The sequence below is a fragment of the Pseudomonas sp. IT-P294 genome (genome assembly GCF_949767865.1).
Taxonomy (GTDB): Bacteria; Pseudomonadota; Gammaproteobacteria; order Pseudomonadales; family Pseudomonadaceae; genus Aquipseudomonas.
In genome coordinates, this window is record NZ_CATKQW010000007.1 from 38,712 (window position 1) to 61,405 (window position 22,694).

Annotated in this window: 21 protein-coding genes; 15 read left to right on the plus strand and 6 right to left on the minus strand. The window is 59.6% G+C overall.

The genetic code is table 11. The annotated features are described in order from the left end of the window. The first annotated feature begins 257 nt into the window (after positions 1-257). The 7 genes from ACM6I0_RS05780 to tauD all read left to right on the plus strand — a co-directional run bounded on the left by ACM6I0_RS05780 (position 258) and on the right by tauD (position 8,604). Positions 258-2,582, plus strand: coding sequence for a Tex family protein (locus ACM6I0_RS05780; RefSeq protein ID WP_414921688.1), 2,325 nt, complete (start codon positions 258-260; stop codon positions 2,580-2,582). Continuing rightward, entirely contained in the window at positions 2,582-2,965 is a 384-nt protein-coding gene (locus tag ACM6I0_RS05785; RefSeq protein ID WP_090176969.1) for a PaaI family thioesterase, read from the plus strand. Before ACM6I0_RS05780 ends, ACM6I0_RS05785 begins: the two co-directional genes overlap by 1 nt. 278 nt (positions 2,966-3,243) lie before the next feature. Beyond that, complete coding sequence (gene gshA / locus ACM6I0_RS05790) at positions 3,244-4,827, plus strand: glutamate--cysteine ligase (protein WP_414921689.1); 1,584 nt, start codon at positions 3,244-3,246, stop codon at positions 4,825-4,827. Between the two features lie 182 nt (positions 4,828-5,009). After that, positions 5,010-5,987 carry a taurine ABC transporter substrate-binding protein gene (gene tauA / locus ACM6I0_RS05795; protein ID WP_208670555.1) on the plus strand — a complete coding sequence of 326 codons (978 nt, stop codon included), beginning with the start codon at positions 5,010-5,012 and terminating at the stop codon, positions 5,985-5,987. Positions 5,988-6,003: 16 nt separating this feature from the next. Then, a complete protein-coding gene (tauB, locus tag ACM6I0_RS05800; protein ID WP_414921690.1) occupies positions 6,004-6,798 on the plus strand; it encodes a taurine ABC transporter ATP-binding subunit in 795 nt (264 codons plus the stop codon). Then, on the plus strand, positions 6,795-7,628 hold the full coding sequence (gene tauC / locus ACM6I0_RS05805; protein ID WP_259157370.1) for a taurine ABC transporter permease TauC: 834 nt from the start codon (positions 6,795-6,797) through the stop codon (positions 7,626-7,628). The genes tauB and tauC overlap by 4 nt, the downstream gene beginning before the upstream one ends. Before the next feature lie 133 nt (positions 7,629-7,761). Continuing rightward, complete coding sequence (gene tauD, locus ACM6I0_RS05810) at positions 7,762-8,604, plus strand: taurine dioxygenase (RefSeq protein ID WP_414921691.1); 843 nt, start codon at positions 7,762-7,764, stop codon at positions 8,602-8,604. 133 nt (positions 8,605-8,737) lie between these two features. Here tauD and mgrA read toward each other — a convergent pair whose 3' ends face one another. The 4 genes from mgrA to ACM6I0_RS05830 form a co-directional block, all read right to left on the minus strand. Further along, positions 8,738-9,775 (minus strand): L-glyceraldehyde 3-phosphate reductase, encoded by a 1,038-nt coding sequence (gene mgrA / locus ACM6I0_RS05815; protein ID WP_285433388.1) that lies wholly within the window; start codon positions 9,773-9,775, stop codon positions 8,738-8,740. 136 nt (positions 9,776-9,911) lie between these two features. After that, complete coding sequence (locus ACM6I0_RS05820; RefSeq protein ID WP_414921692.1) at positions 9,912-10,376, minus strand: type II toxin-antitoxin system HicB family antitoxin; 465 nt, start codon at positions 10,374-10,376, stop codon at positions 9,912-9,914. Then, positions 10,373-10,555, minus strand: coding sequence for a type II toxin-antitoxin system HicA family toxin (locus tag ACM6I0_RS05825; protein WP_046045491.1), 183 nt, complete (start codon positions 10,553-10,555; stop codon positions 10,373-10,375). The genes ACM6I0_RS05820 and ACM6I0_RS05825 overlap by 4 nt, the downstream gene beginning before the upstream one ends. 128 nt (positions 10,556-10,683) lie before the next feature. Further along, positions 10,684-11,574: a LysR family transcriptional regulator gene (locus tag ACM6I0_RS05830; protein ID WP_414921693.1), complete on the minus strand. Its 891-nt coding sequence runs from the start codon at positions 11,572-11,574 to the stop codon at positions 10,684-10,686. Positions 11,575-11,701: 127 nt separating this feature from the next. Between ACM6I0_RS05830 and ACM6I0_RS05835 the strand changes: the two genes are divergently transcribed. Then, positions 11,702-12,436 carry an SDR family oxidoreductase gene (locus ACM6I0_RS05835; RefSeq protein WP_414921694.1) on the plus strand — a complete coding sequence of 245 codons (735 nt, stop codon included), beginning with the start codon at positions 11,702-11,704 and terminating at the stop codon, positions 12,434-12,436. A 151-nt stretch (positions 12,437-12,587) separates the two neighbouring features. Further along, positions 12,588-12,848: a hypothetical protein gene (locus ACM6I0_RS05840; RefSeq protein ID WP_222589317.1), complete on the plus strand. Its 261-nt coding sequence runs from the start codon at positions 12,588-12,590 to the stop codon at positions 12,846-12,848. Between the two features lie 17 nt (positions 12,849-12,865). On the opposite strand, the gene betT is transcribed toward ACM6I0_RS05840, so the two are convergent. Next, positions 12,866-14,821 (minus strand): choline transporter BetT, encoded by a 1,956-nt coding sequence (gene betT / locus ACM6I0_RS05845; protein WP_259157499.1) that lies wholly within the window; start codon positions 14,819-14,821, stop codon positions 12,866-12,868. Between the two features lie 403 nt (positions 14,822-15,224). Beyond that, on the minus strand, positions 15,225-16,151 hold the full coding sequence (gene epsC / locus ACM6I0_RS05850) for a serine O-acetyltransferase EpsC (RefSeq protein WP_222589316.1): 927 nt from the start codon (positions 16,149-16,151) through the stop codon (positions 15,225-15,227). Between the two features lie 190 nt (positions 16,152-16,341). On the opposite strand from epsC, the gene ACM6I0_RS05855 reads away from it, so the two are divergent. The 6 genes from ACM6I0_RS05855 to ACM6I0_RS05880 all read left to right on the plus strand — a co-directional run bounded on the left by ACM6I0_RS05855 (position 16,342) and on the right by ACM6I0_RS05880 (position 22,687). Further along, entirely contained in the window at positions 16,342-17,334 is a 993-nt protein-coding gene (locus tag ACM6I0_RS05855; protein WP_414921695.1) for a D-cysteine desulfhydrase, read from the plus strand. A 298-nt stretch (positions 17,335-17,632) separates the two neighbouring features. Beyond that, positions 17,633-18,433 (plus strand): cystine ABC transporter substrate-binding protein, encoded by an 801-nt coding sequence (gene tcyJ, locus ACM6I0_RS05860; protein ID WP_222589314.1) that lies wholly within the window; start codon positions 17,633-17,635, stop codon positions 18,431-18,433. Continuing rightward, positions 18,433-19,098, plus strand: a complete 666-nt coding sequence (tcyL, locus tag ACM6I0_RS05865; protein ID WP_414921696.1) for a cystine ABC transporter permease — start codon at positions 18,433-18,435, stop codon at positions 19,096-19,098. Before tcyJ ends, tcyL begins: the two co-directional genes overlap by 1 nt. A gap of 4 nt (positions 19,099-19,102) precedes the next feature. Further along, the gene (tcyN, locus tag ACM6I0_RS05870) at positions 19,103-19,858 is read left to right on the plus strand and encodes an L-cystine ABC transporter ATP-binding protein TcyN (RefSeq protein WP_285433377.1); all 756 of its coding nucleotides are present in this window, start codon (positions 19,103-19,105) and stop codon (positions 19,856-19,858) included. A 488-nt stretch (positions 19,859-20,346) separates the two neighbouring features. Further along, positions 20,347-21,111 carry a hypothetical protein gene (locus ACM6I0_RS05875; protein WP_285433375.1) on the plus strand — a complete coding sequence of 255 codons (765 nt, stop codon included), beginning with the start codon at positions 20,347-20,349 and terminating at the stop codon, positions 21,109-21,111. Positions 21,112-21,445: 334 nt separating this feature from the next. Beyond that, positions 21,446-22,687 carry an SfnB family sulfur acquisition oxidoreductase gene (locus tag ACM6I0_RS05880; RefSeq protein WP_285433373.1) on the plus strand — a complete coding sequence of 414 codons (1,242 nt, stop codon included), beginning with the start codon at positions 21,446-21,448 and terminating at the stop codon, positions 22,685-22,687. Positions 22,688-22,694: the final 7 nt, after the last annotated feature.

Genomic DNA, 22,694 nt, shown 5'->3' on the forward strand with positions numbered 1-22,694 from the left:
GGCGCGACAGCCTGCGATGTCCCTGAATGATAGAACGCTGGTTATAATGCGCGGCCTTTTGTGTCAGGCAACGTCTGATCATTACTGCAGATGGCCGTTTTTTATTTTCATGCCGACGGCAGTAATTGTTCGATTTCACGGGTCAACGGGATACCTGTTGATCCAGGTAGCGGCGCACGCCAGGCCGCTCAACCAGACTCGCCGAGCCTTTATTTCTGCGCCTGCGAGCCTGCTTTCACAATTTGTCAGGTGGTTTTATGGACAGCATCAACAGCCGCATCGCCGAGGAACTCGGTGTACGCCCACAACAGGTCGAAGCGGCCGTCGCGCTACTCGATGAAGGCTCTACCGTTCCCTTCATCGCCCGTTACCGGAAAGAAGTGACCGGCAGCCTCGATGACATCCAGTTGCGTCATCTGGAAGAGCGTCTGCGCTACCTGCGAGAACTCGACGAACGGCGCATCAGCATCCTCGCCAGCATCGAAGAGCAAGGCAAGCTGACCCCTGCACTCGAGCGCGACATCAAACTCGCCGACACCAAGACCCGCCTCGAAGACTTGTACCTGCCGTACAAGCAGAAGCGCCGCACCAAGGGCCAGATTGCCCTGGAAGCCGGCCTCGGCGAGCTGGCCGACGGCCTGTTCAACGACCCGACACTGACGCCAGACGTTGAAGCCGCACGCTTCATCAACGCCGAAAAAGGCGTGGCCGACGTGAAGGCAGCCCTCGAAGGCGCCAAATACATCCTCATGGAGCGCTTCGCCGAAGACGCCGGCCTGCTGGACAAGTTGCGCAGCTACCTCAAGCAGGAAGCCACCCTCAGTGCCCGCGTGATCGCCGGCAAGGAAGAGGAAGGCGCCAAGTTCCGCGACTACTTCGAACATGACGAACCGCTCAAAAGCATGCCGTCGCACCGCGCCCTGGCGATTTTCCGTGGCCGTAACGAAGGCATTCTCAGCTCCGCGCTGAAAGTCGGCGACGAGCTGCCGGGCACCATGCACCCGTGCGAAGGCATGATCGGCCAGCAATTCGGCATCCAGAACCAGAACCGTGCCGCCGACAAATGGCTGGGCGAAGTGGTGCGCTGGACCTGGAAGGTCAAGCTCTATACCCACCTTGAAACCGACCTGTTGGGCGAGCTGCGCGATGGCGCGGAAACCGAAGCGATCAACGTGTTCGCCCACAACCTGCACGACTTGCTGCTGTCGGCTCCGGCCGGCCCGCGCGCCACGCTGGGCCTCGACCCGGGCCTGCGCACCGGTTGCAAGGTCGCCGTGGTCGATGCCACCGGCAAGCTGCTGGATCACGCCACGGTTTACCCGCACGTGCCGCATAACAAGTGGGACCAGACCCTCGCGATTCTGGCTGCCCTGTGCGCCAAGCACTCGGTGGACCTGATCGCCATCGGCAACGGCACCGCCAGCCGCGAAACCGACAAGCTGGCCGCAGAGCTGATCAAAAAATACCCAGCGATGAAAATGACCAAGGTAATGGTCTCCGAAGCCGGCGCATCGGTTTACTCGGCGTCGGAACTGGCTTCCAAGGAATTTCCGGACCTCGACGTGTCGATCCGTGGCGCCGTGTCGATTGCCCGTCGCCTGCAGGATCCACTGGCAGAACTGGTGAAGATCGATCCGAAATCCATCGGCGTTGGCCAGTATCAACACGACGTATCGCAGCTGAAACTGGCGCGTGGCCTGGACGCGGTGGTCGAGGACTGCGTAAACGCCGTGGGCGTGGACGTGAACACCGCTTCGGTGGCGCTGCTGGCCCGCATCTCCGGCCTCAACGCGACCCTGGCGCAGAACATTGTCAGCCACCGCGACGAGCACGGCGCGTTCAAAACCCGTGCTGCACTGAAGAAAGTCGCGCGTCTGGGCGAGAAAACCTTCGAACAGGCTGCCGGTTTCCTGCGCGTGATGAACGGCGACAACCCGCTCGACTCGTCCGCGGTTCACCCGGAAGCCTATCCGCTGGTGCAACGCATCGCCGCCGAAACCGACCGCGACATTCGTTCGCTGATCGGCGACGCCGCGTTCCTCAAGCGCCTCGATCCGAAGAAGTACACCGACGAGACGTTCGGTCTGCCGACGATCACCGACATTCTGCAAGAGCTGGAAAAACCAGGCCGCGACCCACGTCCCGAGTTCAAGACCGCCGAGTTCCAGGAAGGCGTCGAAGACCTCAAGGACCTGCAACTGGGGATGATCCTCGAAGGCGTCGTGACCAACGTGACCAACTTCGGTGCATTCGTCGATATCGGCGTGCATCAGGACGGTTTGGTGCACATCTCCGCGCTTTCGGAGAAGTTCATCAAAGATCCGCGCGAAGCGGTGAAGGCCGGTGATGTGGTGAAAGTGAAGGTCATGGAAGTCGACATCCCGCGTAAACGTGTGGGCCTGTCGATGCGCATGAGCGACACGCCGGGCGAGAAAATCGACGGTGCTCGCGGTGCACGTCCGGGTTCGGCGCCACGCCAATCCCAGAACAATGCGCCACGTAAAGAAACCACGGCAGCGGCTCCGGCCAACAACGCCATGGCTTCGCTGTTCGCCAATGCCAAGCAATTGAAGAAACGTTGATGGACATTCCTGCCGGGCTGACCGAAAGCGCGTTTTTCAAGCTGCTGGGGTGTCGCTTGCACAGCCTGGAAACCGGGGTGGCGCAAGTCGCCCTGGGGCTGGAACCGCAACTGCGCAATCGAGGCGGCAAGCTGCACGGCGGGGCCTTGTTCAGTCTGGTGGACATTGCCATGGGGCTGGCCTGTTCCAGCACCCACGGCTTTGACCAGCAGAGCGCGACCATCGAGTGCAAGATCAATTACATTCGCGCCGTTTCAGACGGTGAGGTGATGTGCACGGCGCGGGTGATTCACCCGGGCCGGCGCACGCTGGTGGTCGAAGCTGACGTGATGCAGGGCGACAAACTCGTCGCAAAAGCACAAGGCACGTTCGCTGTCCTGTAGCTAGATGTCATCGATTTGAGTTAATTTCGGCGCAATGCAACCTGTGGGAGTGAGCTTGCTCGCGATGGCGGTGTGTCAGATGACGTAAATGTTGACTGATACACCCTCATCGCGAGCAAGCTCGCTCCCACAGGGATTTGCGGTGATCGATTCTTAACTGACCGGCATGAGGTCTGTGCCGCTCAAAAACCAGGCGAAAACGCCAGTTTCAACTTCACCCTTGTAGACCGTCTTGCCCACCCCCATATTGGGGCGACTGACGCGTGAAGGAATCCAACTTGAGCGAACTTCTCAACCGCCGCCTGGCTCTGCTCGGCGAGCGCGCTAACCTCTCTCTGCTCGAACAGTGCCTTCACGGCATCGAACGTGAATGCCTGCGCGTGACCGGCGAAGGTCGCCTGGCGCAAACGCCGCACCCGGAAGAATTGGGTTCCGCGCTGACCAACGAACAAATCACCACCGACTATTCCGAGTCGCTGCTGGAGTTCATCACGCCCGCCCTGCCCGACCCGGCGGATACGCTGACGAGCCTGGACAAGATTCATCGCTTCGCCTACAGCAAGCTCGGCAACGAGTTTCTGTGGAGTCCATCGATGCCGTGCCCGCTGCCGGCCGAGGAAGACATCCCGATCGCCTATTACGGCACGTCCAACATCGGTCAGCTCAAGTACGTCTACCGCAAGGGCCTGGCCCTGCGCTACGGCAAGACCATGCAATGCATCGCCGGGATCCACTACAACTTTTCCCTGCCGGAAAAGCTCTGGCCGTTGCTCAAGGAAGCCGAAGGCTTTGTCGGCACCGACCGCGACTATCAGTCATCGGCCTATATCGCGCTGATCCGCAACTTCCGGCGCTACAGCTGGCTGCTGATGTACCTGTTCGGTGCCTCTCCTGCCCTGGACGCCGGTTTCCTGCGCGGTCGCTCGCACCAGCTGGAACAACTGGACCCGGACACGTTGTATCTGCCATACGCCACCAGCCTGCGCATGAGCGATCTGGGTTACCAGAGCAACGCCCAGGCCGGTCTGACGCCGTGCTACAACGACCTGGCCAGCTACACCGACAGCCTGCGCAAAGCGGTGGCCACGCCGTATGCACCGTACGTAGAAGTCGGCACGCACAAGGACGGTGAGTGGGTTCAGCTCAACACCAACATCCTGCAGATCGAAAACGAGTACTACTCCAACATCCGCCCAAAACGCGTGACCTACACCGGCGAACGGCCGATTCAGGCGTTGGTGGCCCGTGGCATTCAGTACGTTGAAGTGCGCTGCCTGGACATCAACCCGTTCCTGCCGATGGGCATCGACCTGCCGGAGTCGCGCTTCCTCGACGCGTTCCTTCTGTATTGCGCGCTGAACGACAGCCCACTGCTGACCAACACCTCATGCAGCAACGCTACCTCCAACTTCCTCAGCGTGGTCAAGGAAGGTCGTCGTCCGGGTCTGCAACTGCAGCGTGACGGTCAACCGGTGGACATGAAGGAATGGGCCACTGAGCTGCTGGAGAAGATTGCTCCGCTCGCCGCGCTGCTCGATCAGAGCCATGGCGGCGATGCGCACAGCAACGCGCTGGACGTGCAAATGGAGAAGGTCAAGGATTCGTCCCGCACACCTTCAGCCCAGGTACTGGCGGCGATGGCCGAGCATAAGGAAAGCTTTGCTCAGTTCTCCCTGCGTCAGAGTCGGGTGCATGCGGAGTACTTCCGCAGTGAGCCGCTTTCTGGCGAAGACCAGGCGAAATTTGAAGAGCGGGCGCGCTCCTCGCTGGCTGAGCAAGCTGAGCTGGAACAGAACGAAGTCGGCGATTTCGATGTGTTTGTCGGGTCGTATCAGGCGAGCATTCTGTCGATCAGCAACTAATCTCCCTGGCAATGATCGTTCCCATGTCGAGGCGTCGAACCGTCTGCGTGGGAACGATCAACGCGATCCCCTTAGAATTTTCCGCTCATAAGCTCATTCTAAAAAGTTATTTATTTTCGGATTCTTAGATCATTTAGTCTCCTTTCACGCCGACTCTCGGTCGCCTGACAAGGAGCTTTTCCATGAAACTGACTTTCCCTCTTCGCCTCCTGGCGGCCGCATCGCTGGCTGCGGCGAGTTTCTTTGCCCAGGCGGCTGACGTCACTGTCGCCTACCAGACCACCGTTGACCCGGCGAAAGTTGCCCAGGCCGACGGCGCGTACGAGAAGGCCACCAACGCCAAGATCGACTGGCGCAAATTCGATAACGGTGCCGACATCATCGCGGCCATTGCCTCCGGTGACGTGCAGATCGGCTACCTCGGTTCCAGCCCGCTGACGGCTGCGATCACGCGCAAGGTTCCGGTAGAAACATTCCTCATCGCCACGCAGATCGGCGCTGCTGAAGCCCTGGTCGCCCGCGACGGATCAGGGATCAAAACGCCTCAAGACCTGATCGGCAAGAAAATCGCCGTGCCATTCGTGTCCACCGGTCACTACAGCCTGCTGGCTGCGCTGAAGCACTGGAACATCGACCCGTCGAAAGTCACCGTACTCAACCTTGCCCCGCCCGCCATCATTGCCGCCTGGAAACGCGGTGACATCGACGCCACTTACGTCTGGGATCCGGCGCTCGGCGTGGCCAAGGAAAACGGCAAAGTGCTGATCACCTCCGGCGAACTGGCCAAGTTTGGCGCACCGACCTTCGATGCCTGGATTGTGCGTAAGGATTTCGCCGAGAAGCACCCGGAAATCGTCACCGCTTTCGCCAAGGTGACCCTGGATGCCTACGCCGATTACCGCAAAGACCCGAAAGCCTGGCTCGCCAATCAATCCAACGTCGACAAACTGGTGAAACTCTCCGGCGCCAAGGCCAGCGACATTCCGCTGCTGCTGCAAGGCAACGTCTACCCGTTGGCGGCTGACCAGGTGATCACCCTCGGCGCACCGACCACCAAGGCCATCACCGACACCGCCGCGTTCCTGAAAGAACAAGGCAAAGTCGAGGCCGTACTGCCGGACTACGCCCCGTACGTCAGCGCCAAGTACATCACCAACTGATCGGGAGTTAACCGCAATGGCTTTGCTACAGCTGGAGCGCATCAGCGCACAGTACCCCGGCAGTCCGGAACCGGTACTGGCGGATATTTCCCTGAGCCTTGGGCCCCAGCAATTGCTGGTCGCCCTTGGCCCGTCCGGCAGTGGCAAGACTTCGCTGTTGAACCTGATCGCCGGTTTCGTCGAGCCCAGTGCCGGGCGCATCACCCTTGACGGCGTGTCGGTCAAAGGCCCGAGCGCCGAGCGCGGCGTGGTGTTTCAGGACGATGCCCTGCTGCCTTGGCAGGACGTGTTGGCCAATGTCGGCTTCGGCCTGGAACTGGCCGGCGTGTCCCGGGACAAACGCGAAATCCGTGCTCGGGAAATGCTCGCGCTGGTGGACCTTTCCGGTTTCGAAAATCGCCGCATCTGGCAGCTCTCGGGCGGTCAGAAGCAACGTGTCGGCCTCGCTCGCGCGCTCGCCGCCGACCCTCGGGTCTTGCTCATGGACGAGCCCTTCGGCGCCCTCGACGCCTTTACCCGCGAACAAATGCAGGAGCTGCTGCTGCAAGTCTGGCAGCGCACCGCCAAACCGGTGTTCCTGATTACTCACGACATTGAAGAAGCGGTGTTTCTCGCCACGGACCTGATTCTGCTGGCACCGAATCCTGGGCAAATCGTCGAACGCCTGAGCCTGGATTTCGGTCAGCGTTACGCAGCCGGCGAGTCGGCACGGGCAATCAAATCCGACCCGCGCTTTATCGAAACCCGCGAACACGTACTCGCCAAAGTGTTCTCCCAACGCAGCGCCGCCCAGCGGCAGGAGCGCGCATGAGCAGCTACGAAATTCCGGCCGTGACGGTGAAACCGGGTTCGACAGTGATTCCGGTTCGTCGCAGCTTGAGCACGCGCTGGATCAGCGTATTGACGCTGGTCGCGCTCGTGACCCTGTGGTGGGCGGTTACCGCTACCGGCATGATCGAACCGCTGTTCCTGCCGCCACCGTCCGCCGTGCTGCAAAAAGGCTGGCTGCTGGTGACCACCGGCTACATGGATTCGACCCTGTGGCAGCACTTGGGCGCGAGCCTCAGCCGCATCGGCCTGGGCCTGGGCTTTGCCGTGCTGACCGCCGTGCCTGTCGGCATCGCCATCGGCCACAACCGCATTGCTCGCGGCATTCTCGATCCGCTGATCGAGTTCTACCGACCGATTCCGCCATTGGCTTATCTGCCGCTGATCGTGATTTGGTGCGGCATAGGTGAGCTGTCAAAGGTCTTGCTGATCTACCTGGCGATCTTTGCGCCGATTGCCATCGCGACCGCGACCGGCGTACGCACCGTCGACCCGGCGAAACTGCGTGCAGCGCAGTCGCTGGGCGCAACTCGGGCGCAGCTGATTCGTCATGTGATTCTGCCGAGCGCCTTGCCGGACATTTTGACCGGTGTGCGTATTGGTCTGGGCGTAGGTTGGTCGACCTTGGTCGCCGCCGAGCTGATCGCCGCCACCAGCGGTTTGGGCTTCATGGTGCAGTCGGCCGCGCAGTTCCTGGTCACCGATGTGGTGGTGCTGGGGATTCTGGTCATCGCCCTGATCGCCTTCGCCATGGAAATGGGCCTGCGCGCGCTGCAACGCAAACTGGTGCCGTGGCACGGCCAGGCTCACTAAATAACCTGTGGGAGCGGGCTTGCTCGCGAAGAGGTCGTGTCAGTCGACTTAGATGTTGAATGCTTGACCGCCTTCGCGAGCAAGCCCGCTCCCACAATAAACGCTCGGCCCCCCGAATTCGAAGAGAAAGACCATGAGCAACCTGACCATCGTCCCCCTAAGCACGGCTCTCGGTGCGCAAATCAGTGGCGTCGACGTCAGCCAGCCACTGAACCTGGAGCAGCGCGACGCCATCGAGCAGGCCCTGCTCAAGCATCAAGTGCTGTTCTTCCGTGACCAGCCGATCACGCCGCAGCAACAGGCGCGATTCGCTGCCTATTTCGGCGACCTGCACATCCACCCGATCTACCCCAACGTGCCGGAACAGCCCGAAGTGCTGATCCTCGACACCGCCGTCACCGATGTGCGCGACAACGCGATCTGGCACACCGACGTGACCTTCCTGCCCACCCCGGCCATGGGCGCAGTGCTCAGCGCCAAGCTGCTGCCGGAGTTCGGCGGCGACACACTGTGGGCCAGCGGGATTGCGGCGTATGAAGCGCTGTCGGCACCGATGAAGCGCTTGCTCGAAGGCCTGACCGCCACACACGATTTCACCCGTTCATTCCCGCTGGAGCGTTATGGCAATACGCCTGAAGCCTTGGCCCAATGGGAAGAAGCACGCCGCAAGAATCCGCCTCTGTCGCACCCGGTGATTCGCACGCACCCGGTGAGCGGACGTCGGTCATTGTTCGTCAATGAAGGTTTCACAGCGAAGATCAACGAGCTGTCGGAGACCGAAAGCGAGGCAGTTCTGAAATTTTTGTTTGCCCACACTACACGTCCAGAATTCACCGTTCGCTGGCGCTGGCAGAAGGACGACATCGCGTTCTGGGATAACCGCGTGACACAGCATTACGCCGTGGATGATTACCGGCCGGCACGGCGGGTGATGCAGCGGGCGACGGTGCTGGGGGATGCACCGTTTTTCCGATAAGCCGATCACCAGATCGTTCCGACGCTCCGCGTGGGAACGCGGCCATGAACGCTCCGCGTCCACTGTGACGCGGAGCGTCACGGGAGGCATTCCCACGCGGAGCGTGGGAACGATCAGTCGATCAAGTAGGGGGTTATTCAGCCGTCGAAGGCTTTTCCCAAAGATTGATCCCGCCTTCTTGGGCAAACCGGTCAATCTCCGCCAGTTCCTCTGCGCTAAAGCTCAAATTCTTCAACGCCCCGACGTTCTCGATAATCTGCTCCGGCCGGCTCGCCCCGATCAGCGCCGAGGTCACGCGCGGATCGCGCAGGGTCCACGCCAACGCCAGTTGCGCCAGGCTCTGACCGCGACGCTTGGCGATTTCATTGAGCCCACGCACATGGGCAATGTTGGCTTCGGACAGATGAGATTCCTGCAACGAACCACCGCCCGGACGATTGACCCGCGCATCCTTAGGAATGCCGTTGAGGTATTTATCGGTCAACAGCCCCTGCGCCAATGGCGTGAAAGCAATCACGCCAGCGCCCACTTCGTCGGTGACTTCCAGCAGATCCTTCTCAATCCAGCGATTGAGCAAGTTGTACGCCGGCTGGTGAATCAGCAACGGCACTTTCCACTCTTTCAACAGTGCCGCCATCTCACGGGTTTTCACCCCGGAATACGACGAGATACCGATGTACAGCGCCTTGCCCTGCTGCACCGCAGTCGCCAGTGCGCTGGCGGTTTCTTCCAGCGGAGTGTCCGGGTCGAAACGGTGCGAATAGAAAATATCCACGTAGTCCAGGCCCAGGCGCTGCAGGCTCTGATCCAGGCTGGCCAGCACGTATTTACGTGAGCCGCCGCCCTGCCCGTAAGGACCTGGCCACATGTCCCAACCGGCCTTGCTGGAGATGATCAACTCGTCGCGGTACTGCTTGAAATCCTCACGCAGCAAACGACCAAAATTGATCTCGGCGCTGCCGTACGGAGGACCGTAATTGTTGGCCAGGTCGAAATGGTTGATGCCCAGATCGAACGCCGTGCGCAACAGCGAGCGCTGAGTATCGATCGGCGTGCTGTCGCCGAAGTTGTGCCACAAACCCAGCGACAGTGCCGGCAGCACCAGACCGCTGCGGCCTACGCGGCGGTATGGGATGGAGTCATAGCGGTTTTCGGCAGCGGTGTAAGTCATCGAATCCTCTCTTGTCTGTCTTGAAATAGGTATCGGCTGCTTCGCAAGTTGCCCAGCATACGCCCAGACAAACGCCGATAAACCTCGGACTCGAGAAAATGCTGAAACGTTTCACAGATTTTTAATCCTTCAACGTTTAAGCCGACAACTCACGTAGCGCGGCAGCCGCTAAAAAGCCTGACCTTGAACTGTAGCGCTGGTCCCGCCGGACAGTTTGGTCGATACGCTCAAGCAACTGCTCCGGCAATGTGGCGTTGAAACGCACTGACTTGCCGAAGTACGGCGTGATATCGAACTCGACCACACCCCACACGCCACCAGCGTAATCGGGGTTATCAAGGTGAGCATCGATCTCGCGTATTTGCGGAAGCGGATCGCCATCAGCGACCAGGCCTTCGTAGTGCAATGACAACGCCTCTTTTACGTTTTCAAATGCCTGCGCCACAGTAGCGCCTGCGGAGAAGCAGCCCGGTACGTCCGGGATAATCACTCCGTAGTCTGAGTCGGCATCCTTGTGCAGAACGACCGGGAATTTCATTTCGGTGAGTCCTTCCTGTGATGTGGCCCCTTCGAGGCTTTCGATTCCTATCTCGGGCCTCATTTCAGACCCGCCTGTTTCAATATGCTGTTGATTGTTCCTTTTGGAAGATCCGAGTCAGGGTGTTTTATCGTCACCCTTCCAGGTTTGCACGGATGTTTGTACTGATGGTGGCTGCCTTTCACGGCTACCAGGTACCAACCATCCTCCTCGATCATCCTGATCATTTCTCGACTTCGCATCACCTTCGTCCTTGTGGGCAGCTCCTGCTGCGCACATTACGCGACGAACGTTTTTTAATACACACCATACACACTCTGATAAATATTAGCCGTTCAAACGCAAAGCTAATATGCCCCCAGACGGGCGGCTAACGCGCCTCCGCAAACACCTCCCCCAACCAATCCACAAACACCCGAACACGTGGCGACATGTGTCGGTTGTGGGGGTACAGCACCGAAACCGGCATTGGCGGGGGCGGCGTGTCGATGAGGACTTCTTGCACCAGGCCTTGGGAGATCTGCGCTTCCATTCGGTAATGCGGACACTGGATCAGGCCGAGGCCGGCAATCGCCGACGCCGCGTAGATTTCCGCACCGAACACTGAAACCGCACCCTCGATAGCGACTTCTTTCAGCTCGCCATCGACCATGAATTCGAACGGGAATAACTTGGCGGTAGTGCGCGAGACGTAGTTCACCGCCCGGTGGTGTTTCAGGTCTTCAAGGCTTTTCGGTTCGCCGTATTTGCGCAGGTACGCGGGGCTGGCGCAGGTGATCTGGCGCAGGTTGGCGATACGTTTTCCGATCAGTGCCGAATCACTCAAGTTGCCGGCGCGCAGCACGCAGTCGACGCCTTCCGCGATCAGGTCGACAAAACGGTCGGCCTCGCTGATGGACAGTTCGATGTCTGGGTAGAGCGCCATGAATTGTGGCAATGCCGGAATCACAAAATGCCTGGCCAGGGTGCCGTGCAGGTCGACGCGCAAACGGCCCTTAGGTGCGCAGCCACGAAAGGCCAGTTCGGCCTCCTCAAGTTCTGCCAGCAAGTGCACACAACGCTGGTAGTAAGCCTCGCCGTCCAGCGTCGGGCGCACCTTGCGCGTGCTGCGTTCCAGTAGTCGCGTACCGAGCCAGGCTTCGAACTGATTCAACGTATGGGTCAATGTCGCCCGTGGCAGGTTCAGGTCATCAGCCGCCAGGGTGAAGCTGCTGCGCTCATAGATCCGCACAAAAACCTTCATCGCTTTGACTTGATCCACGTTTGGCTCCTGGCGCGCGATTGTTGGCAATTATTGAACAGTCAAGGCAACTCTCGGGCATTTATCGGCCTGAGTAAACATGTGAATCTGGCTTCACACCAACTCTCCCCCATCAGGAATCAACGCCATGACTACTCAGAAAGTTGCCATCGTGACCGGCGCCTCCCGCGGCATCGGCGCTGTGATCGCCAGACAACTGGCCAGCGAAGGCTTCGCCGTCGTCATCAACTATGCAAGCAGCACCACAGAAGCCTCCAAGCTGGTGGTGGAGTTGCGTCAGGCCGGGCATCAAGCCATAGCGATCAAGGCTGACGTGGCCAATGCCGATGACGTGCGCCGGATGTTCGACGAGACCGAAACACAACTGGGCAAGGTCGACGTGCTGATCAATAACGCCGGCATTCTCAAAATGATGCCGTTGGCGCAGCACACCGATGAACTGTTCGACCAGACTTTCAACATCCACGCTCGGGGCACTTTCAATACCCTGCGTGAATCGGCAACTCGGCTGAACAGCGGAGGGCGGATCGTCAATTTTTCCAGCAGCACGGTCGGCATGAACCTGCCGGGTTACGCGGTGTACATCGCCAGCAAAGCAGCGGTGGAATCGCTGACCCAGGTGTTCGCCAAGGAAATGCGCGGACGCAACATCACGGTTAACGCCGTGGCACCGGGTCCGGTCGCTACCGAGTTGTTTTTGCACGGCAAGAGTGAAGAACAGATTCAGACCTTCGCCAAGATGCCGCCGCTGGAGCGTCTGGGTCAGCCGGAAGACATTGCTCGCGTGGTGTCGTTTCTGGTCGGGCCGGATTCGGCTTGGGTCAATGGACAGATTCTGCGGGTGAATGGCGGGTTGGTTTAACTATGCTCAACTTGAGACCGCAGTCTTGATCGTTCCCACGCTCTGCGTGGGAATGCCTCAAGGAACGCTCCGCGTCCAGTGACGCGGAGTGTCACGGGCTGCATTCCCACGCGGAGCGTGGGAACGATCATTTACTCAGGAGGACACACCCATGCACACCACGATCATCATCACCTTCGGCCTGATTCTCCTGGCGCTGATGCTGTTCATCGGCGAGAAAATCGGCTTCAGCCGCCAGACCCTGGCCTACAGCTTTGTGGCGCTGTGGCTGGCGCTGACGCTGATCAACGGCGCGGTCGGCATGGTCCATACCGGCCAACCGTTGAGCACGGAACTGGTGGTCGGCAGCGCCGTGTTCGGTGTACCGGTGGCGGCGCTGGTGCTGTTCATGGTGCTCAGCACTGAAGCGTGAGTGCCACCGGCACTCGATCAACGCACCAAGTGCAAGAACTGCAAATGCCGTTCGTACTGGTCAAGGATGTCGTTGATGATCTGGTCCTTGGTGTAGCCCACCAGATCGTAATCCTGACTGCCTTCGCTCAAATGCACTTCAGCCCGGTAATAACGACGGTTGTTGAGCTCCTTGGAGCCCATGCCGGCACGGGCAAACGATGGTGTGAAGTAACCACGCATCTGCGCCTGATAGATAAACGGATGTTCCTCGCCGTGACCGATTTCCAGGCTGACGTTGTCGTTGGCCGCATCCGGTTGGGTGACCACGTTCAAACCCTTCTCGACGAACACCGCCGAGACTTCTTCAATGGCCGGACGTACCGTCGTATCGAGGAAGCGATAGACCTCATCGCGAGACGGGAAATGCACCGCCTGAGTCAAGCGCTGACGCCAGCCGCCACGTCGCGAGCCGGACACCGGCGCCAGGGAATGCAGTTGCGCGATCTGCTTCTGCGATTCCAGGTAAAACGCCTTGTGCAGCCCCCACATCATCAGCAGCAAAATCAACGAGAACGGCAACGACGTCAGCACCACCGCTGACTTCAGCGCATCGATGCTGCCGGAAAACAGCAGTGCACTGGTCACCAGCGCGGTCATCGCGCCCCAGAACACCCGCAACCATTTCGGCCCGTCTTCGTCAGGATTTCCGCCTTTGGCGGACAGCGTCGACAGCACCACGGTGCCGGAGTCGGCGGAGGTGACGAAGAACACGAAGCTGATGAACACCGTGACCGCGATCACGGTTTTGCTCCACGGGTAGGTTTCCAGCAGCAGGTAAAGCGTCATCGACGGGTTGTCGATGGCCGACATGCCGAGCGCGCTCATGCCGTGGTTGAGCACCTGGTCGATAGCGCTGTTGCCGAAGATCGACATCCACGCCAGGGTGAAACCGAGCGGAATCAACAGCACGCCAAAGACGAATTCGCGGATGGTTCGGCCACGGGAAATCCGTGCGATGAACAGGCCCACGAAAGGCGACCACGCAATCCACCAAGCCCAATAAAACACCGTCCAGCCGCCGAGCCAGTCACTCGGTTTGTCGTAGGCGTAAAGATCGAAACTCTTCATCGGCAACGCGCCGAGGTAATCGCCGATGTTCTGGATCAAGGTGTTGAGCAGGTGCTGAGTCGGGCCGGCAAACAACACGAACAGCAGCAGCGCGCAGGCCAGCAGCATGTTGATGTCGGACATCACCCGCACGCCTTTGTCGACCCCGGAGACCGCGACGATGATCGCCGCGCCCATCATCAGCGTGATCAAGCCAACCTGAATCCAGTGGGTGTGAGCAATGCCGAACAGGTAGTCCAGCCCTGAGTTGAGGTGCAACACGCCAAAACCCATGTCGGCACCGAGGCCGAACACAGTGGCGATGATGCCGAAGCCGTCCACCGCATAACCGATGGGGCCATTGATACGTTTGCCGATCAGGGGATAGAGCGCAGAACGCAGGGCCAGCGGCAAGTTGTGACGGTAGGCGAAGTAGGCCAGCGCCATGCCGACGAAGGCGAACACGCCCCAGCCATGCAGGCCCCAGTGCAGAAACAGAATCTGCATCGCCTGACGCGCCGCATCCGCCGTACCGGCCTCGCCTTGCGGCGGTTGCGCCAGGTGCGTCAGTGGTTCGGACACACAAAAGAAGAACAGCGTGATGCTGATCCCGGCGGCGAACAGCATGCCGGCCCAGGACAGGTAGCTGAACTCGGGCTCGTCGTGGTCGGCACCGAGCTTGATCTTGCCGTAGCCGGACAAGGCGGTGACCACCACGAAGACCAGATACAGCGTCATCGCGAGCATGTAATACCAGCCGACCGTATTGGCCGCCCAGTTTTGCGCTTGCAGAAGCCAGGCGCCGGCCTGTTCAGGCATGGCGATAACGACGATGCCAAATAGCAGGATGAACGTTGCCGCGAAGTAAAATACCGGCGGATTCATGCGGACCTGGCCGCTGGCGGGGGTGGGCGATGCACTCATGAAAGGCGCACCTCAAGGGGGTGAATCAGGGCAATCAATAACGGACTCGGCAAAAGCAAGCCTCCTGTTGTGAGCGGGCAGCAAACCGGCGGTTTAACTTGAATGAGCGTTCAATTTAAACATGAATAGGCTGCTAAGGACTAATCGCAAGGCTCGGCGGTACGTTTTGTACGCTAGCTCAAGGAGGGGTTTGAGGCAGGGTTATCGCGATCGTTCCCACGCTCTGCGTGGGAATGCAGCCCGTGACGCTCTGCGTCACATCGGTGCCAGACACAGCATCGGCGGCGGCCCTGGAACGCGGAGCGTCCCTTGAGGCGTTCCCACGCGGGAGCGTGGGAACGATCAGTACAGTCGGGTGAAAGGCTTACTTCTGTGTCCCATCATCATGCTGCAGATTCGCCTGTGTCAGGTTGCACCCCGGTGGCACGCTGCGGGTCAGCCAGACGTTGCCGCCAATGGTCGAGCCCTTGCCGATGGTGATGCGCCCCAGAATCGTCGCGCCGGCATAGATCACCACGTCATCTTCGACAATCGGATGCCGCGGGTGGCCCTTCTGCAACTGCCCGTCTTCATCCGACGGGAAACGCTTGGCGCCCAACGTCACGGCCTGATAAATCCGCACCCGCTCACCAATGATCGCGGTCTCGCCGATCACCACGCCTGTCCCGTGATCGATGAAGAAGCTGCGTCCGATCTGCGCGCCCGGGTGAATGTCGATGCCCGTGGCCGAGTGCGCGATTTCTGCACTGATCCGCGCCAGCAACGGCAACCCCGCGCGGTACAAATGGTGGGCCAGGCGATGGTGAATCACCGCCAGAATCCCGGGATAACACAGCAACACTTCATCGACGCTGCGAGCCGCGGGGTCGCCGTGATAGGCCGCCAGCACGTCGGTGTCCAACAGACTGCGCAGGCCTGGAAGCGCGAGTGCGAAGTCCTGAATGATCTGAATGGTCCTGGCCTCGACCTCAGTGTCGGCCTGGGCACTGTGGCGCGCCGCGTAACGCAGTTCGAGCCGGGCCTGGGCCAGCAACGCATTCAATGCGACGTCCAGCGTGTGCCCGACGTAGAAATCTTCACTTTCCTCACGCAAATCCACCGGGCCAAGACGCATCGGGAATAGCGCGCCGCACAATGCTTCGAGAATTTCCGCCATGGCCGCTCGGGAAGGCAATTCGCGACCGCCCTGCTCGCCGCTGGCACGGCCGTTTTGTGCGCGCCACTGGTCGCGCGCTGTGCGCAGTTGGCTGACGATGGTCTGCAATTGCCAATGGCTGGAACGCTCGCTCACGGTTGAAACTCCTCATGGGCGGCCGGACTGTCTGGCCGCGCTGACGGCGATTACTTTACGGCAAGGTCCGGAAGCCGAATTAAGAACCGATTATGCTGTGGTCAGCACTTTTGGATATAAGTGATTGGCAGTTGCCCACGCTTGGGGGCGTGCCTATAGTCCTGAAACCTTTCTCCGCCAGTATGGAACCATGATCAAACAACAGCTCGACCGTTTTGACCGCCTCGATTTGCTCGGCCACCCGACCCCTCTGGAAAAACTCGAACGCCTCTCGACCTGGCTGGGCCGCGACGTGTACGTCAAACGCGACGACCTGACGCCGCTGGCAATGGGCGGCAACAAGCTGCGCAAACTCGAATACCTGGCGGCCGATGCCTTGGCCCAGGGCGCCGACACCTTGATCACCGCCGGCGCGCTGCAGTCCAACCACGTACGCCAGACCGCCGCCATTGCCGCCAAGCTCGGCCTGAGTTGTGTAGCGCTGCTGGAAAACCCGTTGGGCACCGACGACGCCAACTATGTCGGCAACGGCAATCGGCTGTTGCTGGACCTGTTCGATACCAAGGTCGAGCTGGTGGAAAACCTCGACAACGCCGACGAGCAATTGCAGGCCCTGGCTGACCGTCTGCGCAACAACGGCAAGAAGCCATACCTGGTGCCGATTGGTGGCTCCAATGCGTTGGGCGCCTTGGGTTATGTGCGCGCCGGGCTGGAACTGGCCGAACAGATCAAGGACACCGGCCTGTCATTCGCTGCCGTGGTGCTGGCTTCGGGCAGCGCCGGCACACACAGTGGCCTGGCGCTGGCGTTGAGTGAGGCACTGCCGGATTTGCCAGTGATTGGTGTCACGGTTTCCCGGAGTGATGAGGATCAGCGGCCGAAAGTACAAGGACTGGCCGAACGCACGGCTGAGCTTTTGGGTGTGAGCCTGCCGGCCAGTTTCAAAATCGAATTGTGGGACGAGTATTTCGGCCCGCGCTACGGTGAACCGAATGCCGGGACGTTGTCAGCGGTGAAACTGTTGGCAAGTCAGGAAGGTCTGTTGCTGGACCCGGTGTATACCGGCAAGGCCATGGCCGGGTTGCTTGACGGTATCGGTCGTCAACGCTTCAACGAAGGCCCGATCATCTTCTTGCACACCGGTGGGGCGCCGGCGTTGTTTGCCTATAAGGATTTTCTGTAGTGATCGTTCCCACGCTCTGCGTGGGAATGCCTCTGGGGACGCTCCGCGTCCAGTGACGCGGAGCGTCACGGGCTGCATTCCCACGCAGGAGCGTGGGAACGATCACTTAGCTCTAAAAAGAATAACAAAGATGATATTTATTATTTTCCTATCTAAAAGCGCCATCATATAGTCACGCCGCAGGCGAATTTGCAGCGAGACGCATACGCTGCTTTAGGGCAGGATATTGCAGTCGTCCAAATCCCGATTTTGCCAACATTCCTAAAAGCGTCTTCATAAGAAAACACAGGGGCTTGTCATGAATTTTTCCGCACTACGTCGAAATCTGCTGGTCGGTTCGCTGGGCCTGGCACTGAGCGCTGGCCTGCTGGGTCAAGCGGTTGCCGGTGAGCAGCTGCAAAAAATCAAGGACGCAGGCGTGATCAACGTCGGTCTGGAAGGCACTTACCCACCCTTCAGCTTCGTTGACGCCGACGGCAAACTGACCGGTTTCGAAGTCGAGTTCTCCGAAGCCCTGGCCAAAGAGCTGGGCGTGAAGGTCAAACTGCAACCGACCAAATGGGACGGCATCCTCGCGGCGCTGGAATCCAAGCGTCTGGACGCAGTGGTCAACCAGGTGACCATCACCGAAGAGCGCAAGAAGAAGTATGACTTCTCCGAGCCCTACACCGTTTCCGGTATTCAAGCGCTGGTGCTGACCAAGAAGGCTGCGGAGCTGAACATCAAGACTGCTGCCGATCTGGCTGGCAAGAAAGTCGGCGTGGGCCTGGGCACCAACTACGAACAGTGGGTGAAAGCCAACGTGCCGACCGCTGACGTGCGCACCTATGAAGATGACCCAAGCAAGTTCGCAGACCTGCGTAACGGCCGCACCGACGCCATTCTGATCGACCGTCTCGCCGCGCTGGAATACGCCAAGAAGGCCAAGGACACTACCGCCGCAGGCGAAGCGTTCTCCCGTCAGGAAGCCGGCATTGCCCTGCGCAAAGGCGAGCCTGAGCTGCTGGCAGCGGTGAACAAAGCCATCGACAAGCTGCGCGCCGATGGCACGCTGAAAAAGCTTTCGGAAAAATACTTCAGCGCTGACGTCACCAAATAATGGAAGAAGCTTTCCAACTTGCGCTGGACTCCGCGCCCTTCTTGCTGAAGGGCGCGTACTACACAGTCATCCTGAGCCTTGGGGGCATGTTTTTCGGCCTGCTGATGGGGTTTGGCCTGGCGTTGATGCGCCTGTCGCGCTTCAAACTGGTGAGTTGGCTGGCCCGCATCTACGTGTCGTTCTTTCGCGGCACGCCGTTGCTGGTGCAGCTGTTCGTGATCTATTACGGCTTGCCGCAATTGGGCATCGAACTCGATCCATTGCCAGCGGCCCTGATCGGCTTTTCGCTGAACATGGCCGCCTACGCCTGTGAAATCCTGCGTTCCGCGATCAGCTCCATCGAACGCGGCCAGTGGGAAGCTGCCGCGAGTATCGGCATGACCCGTGCGCAGACCCTGCGTCGGGCCATCCTGCCGCAAGCGATGCGCACGGCCCTGCCGCCGCTGGGTAACAGCTTCATTTCGCTGGTCAAGGACACCGCGCTGGCCGCCACCATCCAGGTGCCGGAGCTGTTCCGTCAGGCGCAGCTGATTACCGCGCGCACCTTTGAAATTTTCACCATGTATCTTGCCGCCGCGCTGATCTACTGGGTTCTGGCCACGGTGCTCTCGCACCTGCAGAACAAGCTGGAAGAGCGGGTCAATCGGCACGACCAGGAGTCCTGACCCCATGATTGTCGTGGAAAAACTGACAAAGCAGTTCAAGGGTCAAGTCGTGCTTAACGGCATCGATTTGCAGGTGAAGGAAGGCGAGGTGGTGGCGATCATCGGGCCTAGCGGCTCGGGCAAAACCACGTTTCTGCGCTGCCTGAATTTTCTGGAAGAACCCACGAGCGGCCGGATCAAGGTCGGTGACATCGAGATCGATGGCAGCCGTCCACTGAACCAGCAGCAGGGCCTGGTGCGACGCTTGCGTCAGCATGTGGGCTTCGTGTTCCAGAACTTCAACCTGTTCCCGCATCGCACCGCCCTGGAAAACGTCATCGAAGGCCCGATCATCGTGAAGAAGATCCCGCACGCCGAAGCCGTTGCCCTGGGTAAAAAGCTCCTGGCCCGGGTGGGTCTGGCGGGCAAGGAAGACGCTTACCCGCGACGCCTTTCCGGTGGCCAGCAACAGCGTGTGGCGATTGCCCGTGCACTGGCGATGGAACCGGAAGTGATTCTGTTCGACGAACCCACCTCTGCGCTCGATCCCGAGCTGGTAGGGGAAGTGCTGTCGACCATCCGCAGCCTGGCCGAAGAGAAACGCACCATGGTCATTGTCACCCACGAAATGGGCTTTGCCCGGGACGTGGCGAACCGTGTGGTGTTTTTCGACAAAGGTGTGATCGTCGAGCAAGGCGAAGCCAAGGCGCTGTTTGCCAACCCGAAAGAAGAGCGCACGAAGCAGTTCCTCAGCAAGTTTCTGAATAACGCGCACTCTTGAATCACCGCCTCACTACTTGTTAACTTCCATGGATGGAAGTGGCAACTATCCCCACCATCAACGCCCCTCTTTCGCACTCCCCCACTGACACCTTAGATAATCCTTCAACTCCTTGTGCGGTACATATATATGTCCTGCAACAAAATCAGCTCGCCTAAAATCCGCCAAAATCCAAGCCTCTCACCGAAAGACCGCGGGTGAACAAATACGCGAAAAACTCAATAAACACGAGACATGTTCGACAGGGCGGTGCAGCTTATTAACTTCAACACGTAGGAAACTTCTGAATAACAGTTAATCAACAACTTAACTAGCAAGTTCTATTGACACCTCTTCAAGCGCACTCTTATCTAGTTGCCAGCAGGCGCCAACCTTTGCACTCAATCATTATTTAACTTGAAAATAATGAGCTGTTTTGTTGCTGGGTAATGCTCGCCTTTTGATCTTTCAGAAACGGAACTTCGCTGCAAGGCTTCAAGGAGAAACCCATGACAAGCACCTCGAATACATCCGGACTTGCGGCCCCTACCCTGGCGCAATCACACAAGGCCGGCATCAATGTCACCTCGGCCGCCTATCTGCTGGTCGACGTGGCGCCCTACCCCGGCATGGACGACGGCGACCTGATCGAACTGTTCTGGGACCGCTGCTACGTGGCCTCCCGGGTACTCACCGCCGAGGATGTCGGCAAAGCCATCAGTCTGCGTGTACCGCAGAGCTTCATCGCCAATGGCGTCTCACGCATCCACTACCGCGTCATGCAGGTCGGCCAAGGGCCGGCGGTGTCGCTTGCCGCTCAGGTAGAGATCAAGCTCGATTGCCCGGGCGGTCAGTCGCTCACCCTGTGTGGTCACGAAAACCAGCATTTGGCGCCTGTGGGCCTTCCCGAAACCATTCGCCGCCAGGGGGTCAACCCGAACCAGATCAAGCGCGGCGTTCCACTGACCATCGAGCCTTACCTGAACATGGCCACCGACGACGAAATCACCCTGCGCTGGGGCGATGCGCGCATGGATTTGCCACGGATCAAGGCTGGCGATGTGGGCCAGCCCATTCAGGTCTGGGTGCCGCCGGCGATCATTCTCGAAGCCGGCGAAGACCTTCGGCTGGAAGTGACGTATTGCATCCTCGATCGGGTCGGCAACAACTCCGGTTGGGCGCCGCCGCGCAGGCTGAGGATCGGCTGCGCCAATCCCTATTTGAAGGTTCGGCCCAAGGAAATATTCATGGCCGCCGAACCTCGCAAGAAGTGAAAACACTGCCCACCCTGTGGGAGCGAGCTTGCTCGCGATGAGACCGTGTCAGTCAGCATCAATGTTGCCTGACACACCGCTTTCGCGAGCAAGCTCGCTCCCACAGTGTTCGCGCTCAGCCTATTGAAGCCCCTTCTATACATATTCCAAAAAGTTAGTTTATTTAATTTTTATACACGCCTAGGGTATATACACCGGACCACCGGACATTCTTGTTTTTCGTTCGCCGCACAGAGAGCGGCGACCCCATGAGATGTGAGGTAGGTATGGTCCGGAACACAATCACCCCAGTGCAGATCGCCAGGGCATTGCGTGCAGCCAAGGAGCGGCACTGATGTCCAGTCTGGCAGATGCAATCGTTCAGAGTGATCTGGACATCGCCCCGTTGTTGTTACCAGCGCAGGTTTTGCGCAACGACGCACAAGCCATCAAGGCCGCCCATGAGCTGGCGCAAGTCGCCCGCCTGCAAGCCGCCAAACGTGACCGCCAGCGCAAGTTGCCGTGGTCGGAAATCGAACAATTCACCCGCAGCGGATTAGGCAGCATCGCCATCCCGCGCGAGTACGGTGGCCCGCAGGTTTCATTCGTCACACTGGCCGAAGTCTTCGCGATCATTTCTGCGGCGGACCCGGCGCTGGGACAGATCCCGCAGAACCAGTTCGGCATTCTCAATCTGGTGCTGGGCAGTGCCACCGAGGCGCAGAAAAAACAGCTGTTCAAAAGCGTGCTCGAAGGCTGGCGCATTGGCAATGCCGGGCCGGAACGGGGCACCAAAAACACCCTGGAGCTCAAGGCACGCATCACCGCTGACGGTGATGGATTCGTGATCAACGGCCAGAAGTTTTACTCCACTGGCGCCCTGTTCGCCCACTGGGTGGCGGTCAAGGCACTGAACGATGACGGCAAGCAAGTGCTAGCCTTTGTCCGTCGCGGCACGCCGGGACTGCGCATCGTTGATGACTGGTCGGGCTTCGGTCAGCGCACCACCGCCAGCGGCACGATTCTACTCAACAACGTGCGCGTCGATGCCGAGTTGGTGGTGGATAACTGGAAGATCAACGATCAACCAAACACTCAAGGTGCCGTGTCACAGCTGATCCAAGCGGCCATCGACGCCGGCATCGCCCGCGGCGCCATCGACGACGCCATCGAATTCGTGAAAACCCGCGCCCGGCCGTGGATCGACGCCAATGTCGAACGGGCCAGCGATGACCTGTATGTGATCGCTGATATCGGCAAACTGAAAATCGAACTGCACGCCGCCGAAGCGCTGTTGCGCAAGGCCGGGCAAGTACTCGATCAGATCAACGCAGTGCCTCTCACCGCCGAGTCCGCGGCTCGCGCCTCGATTGCCGTGGCCGAGGCCAAAGTGCTGAGCACCGAGATCTCGCTGCTGGCCAGTGAAAAACTCTTCGAATTGGCCGGCAGCCGCGCCACCCTCGCCGAATTCAACCTCGACCGTCACTGGCGCAACGCCCGCGTGCACACGCTGCACGACCCCGTTCGCTGGAAATATCACGCGGTCGGCACTTACCGCTTGAACGGCACGCTCCCGGCTCGTCATTCCTGGATTTAACGACCAG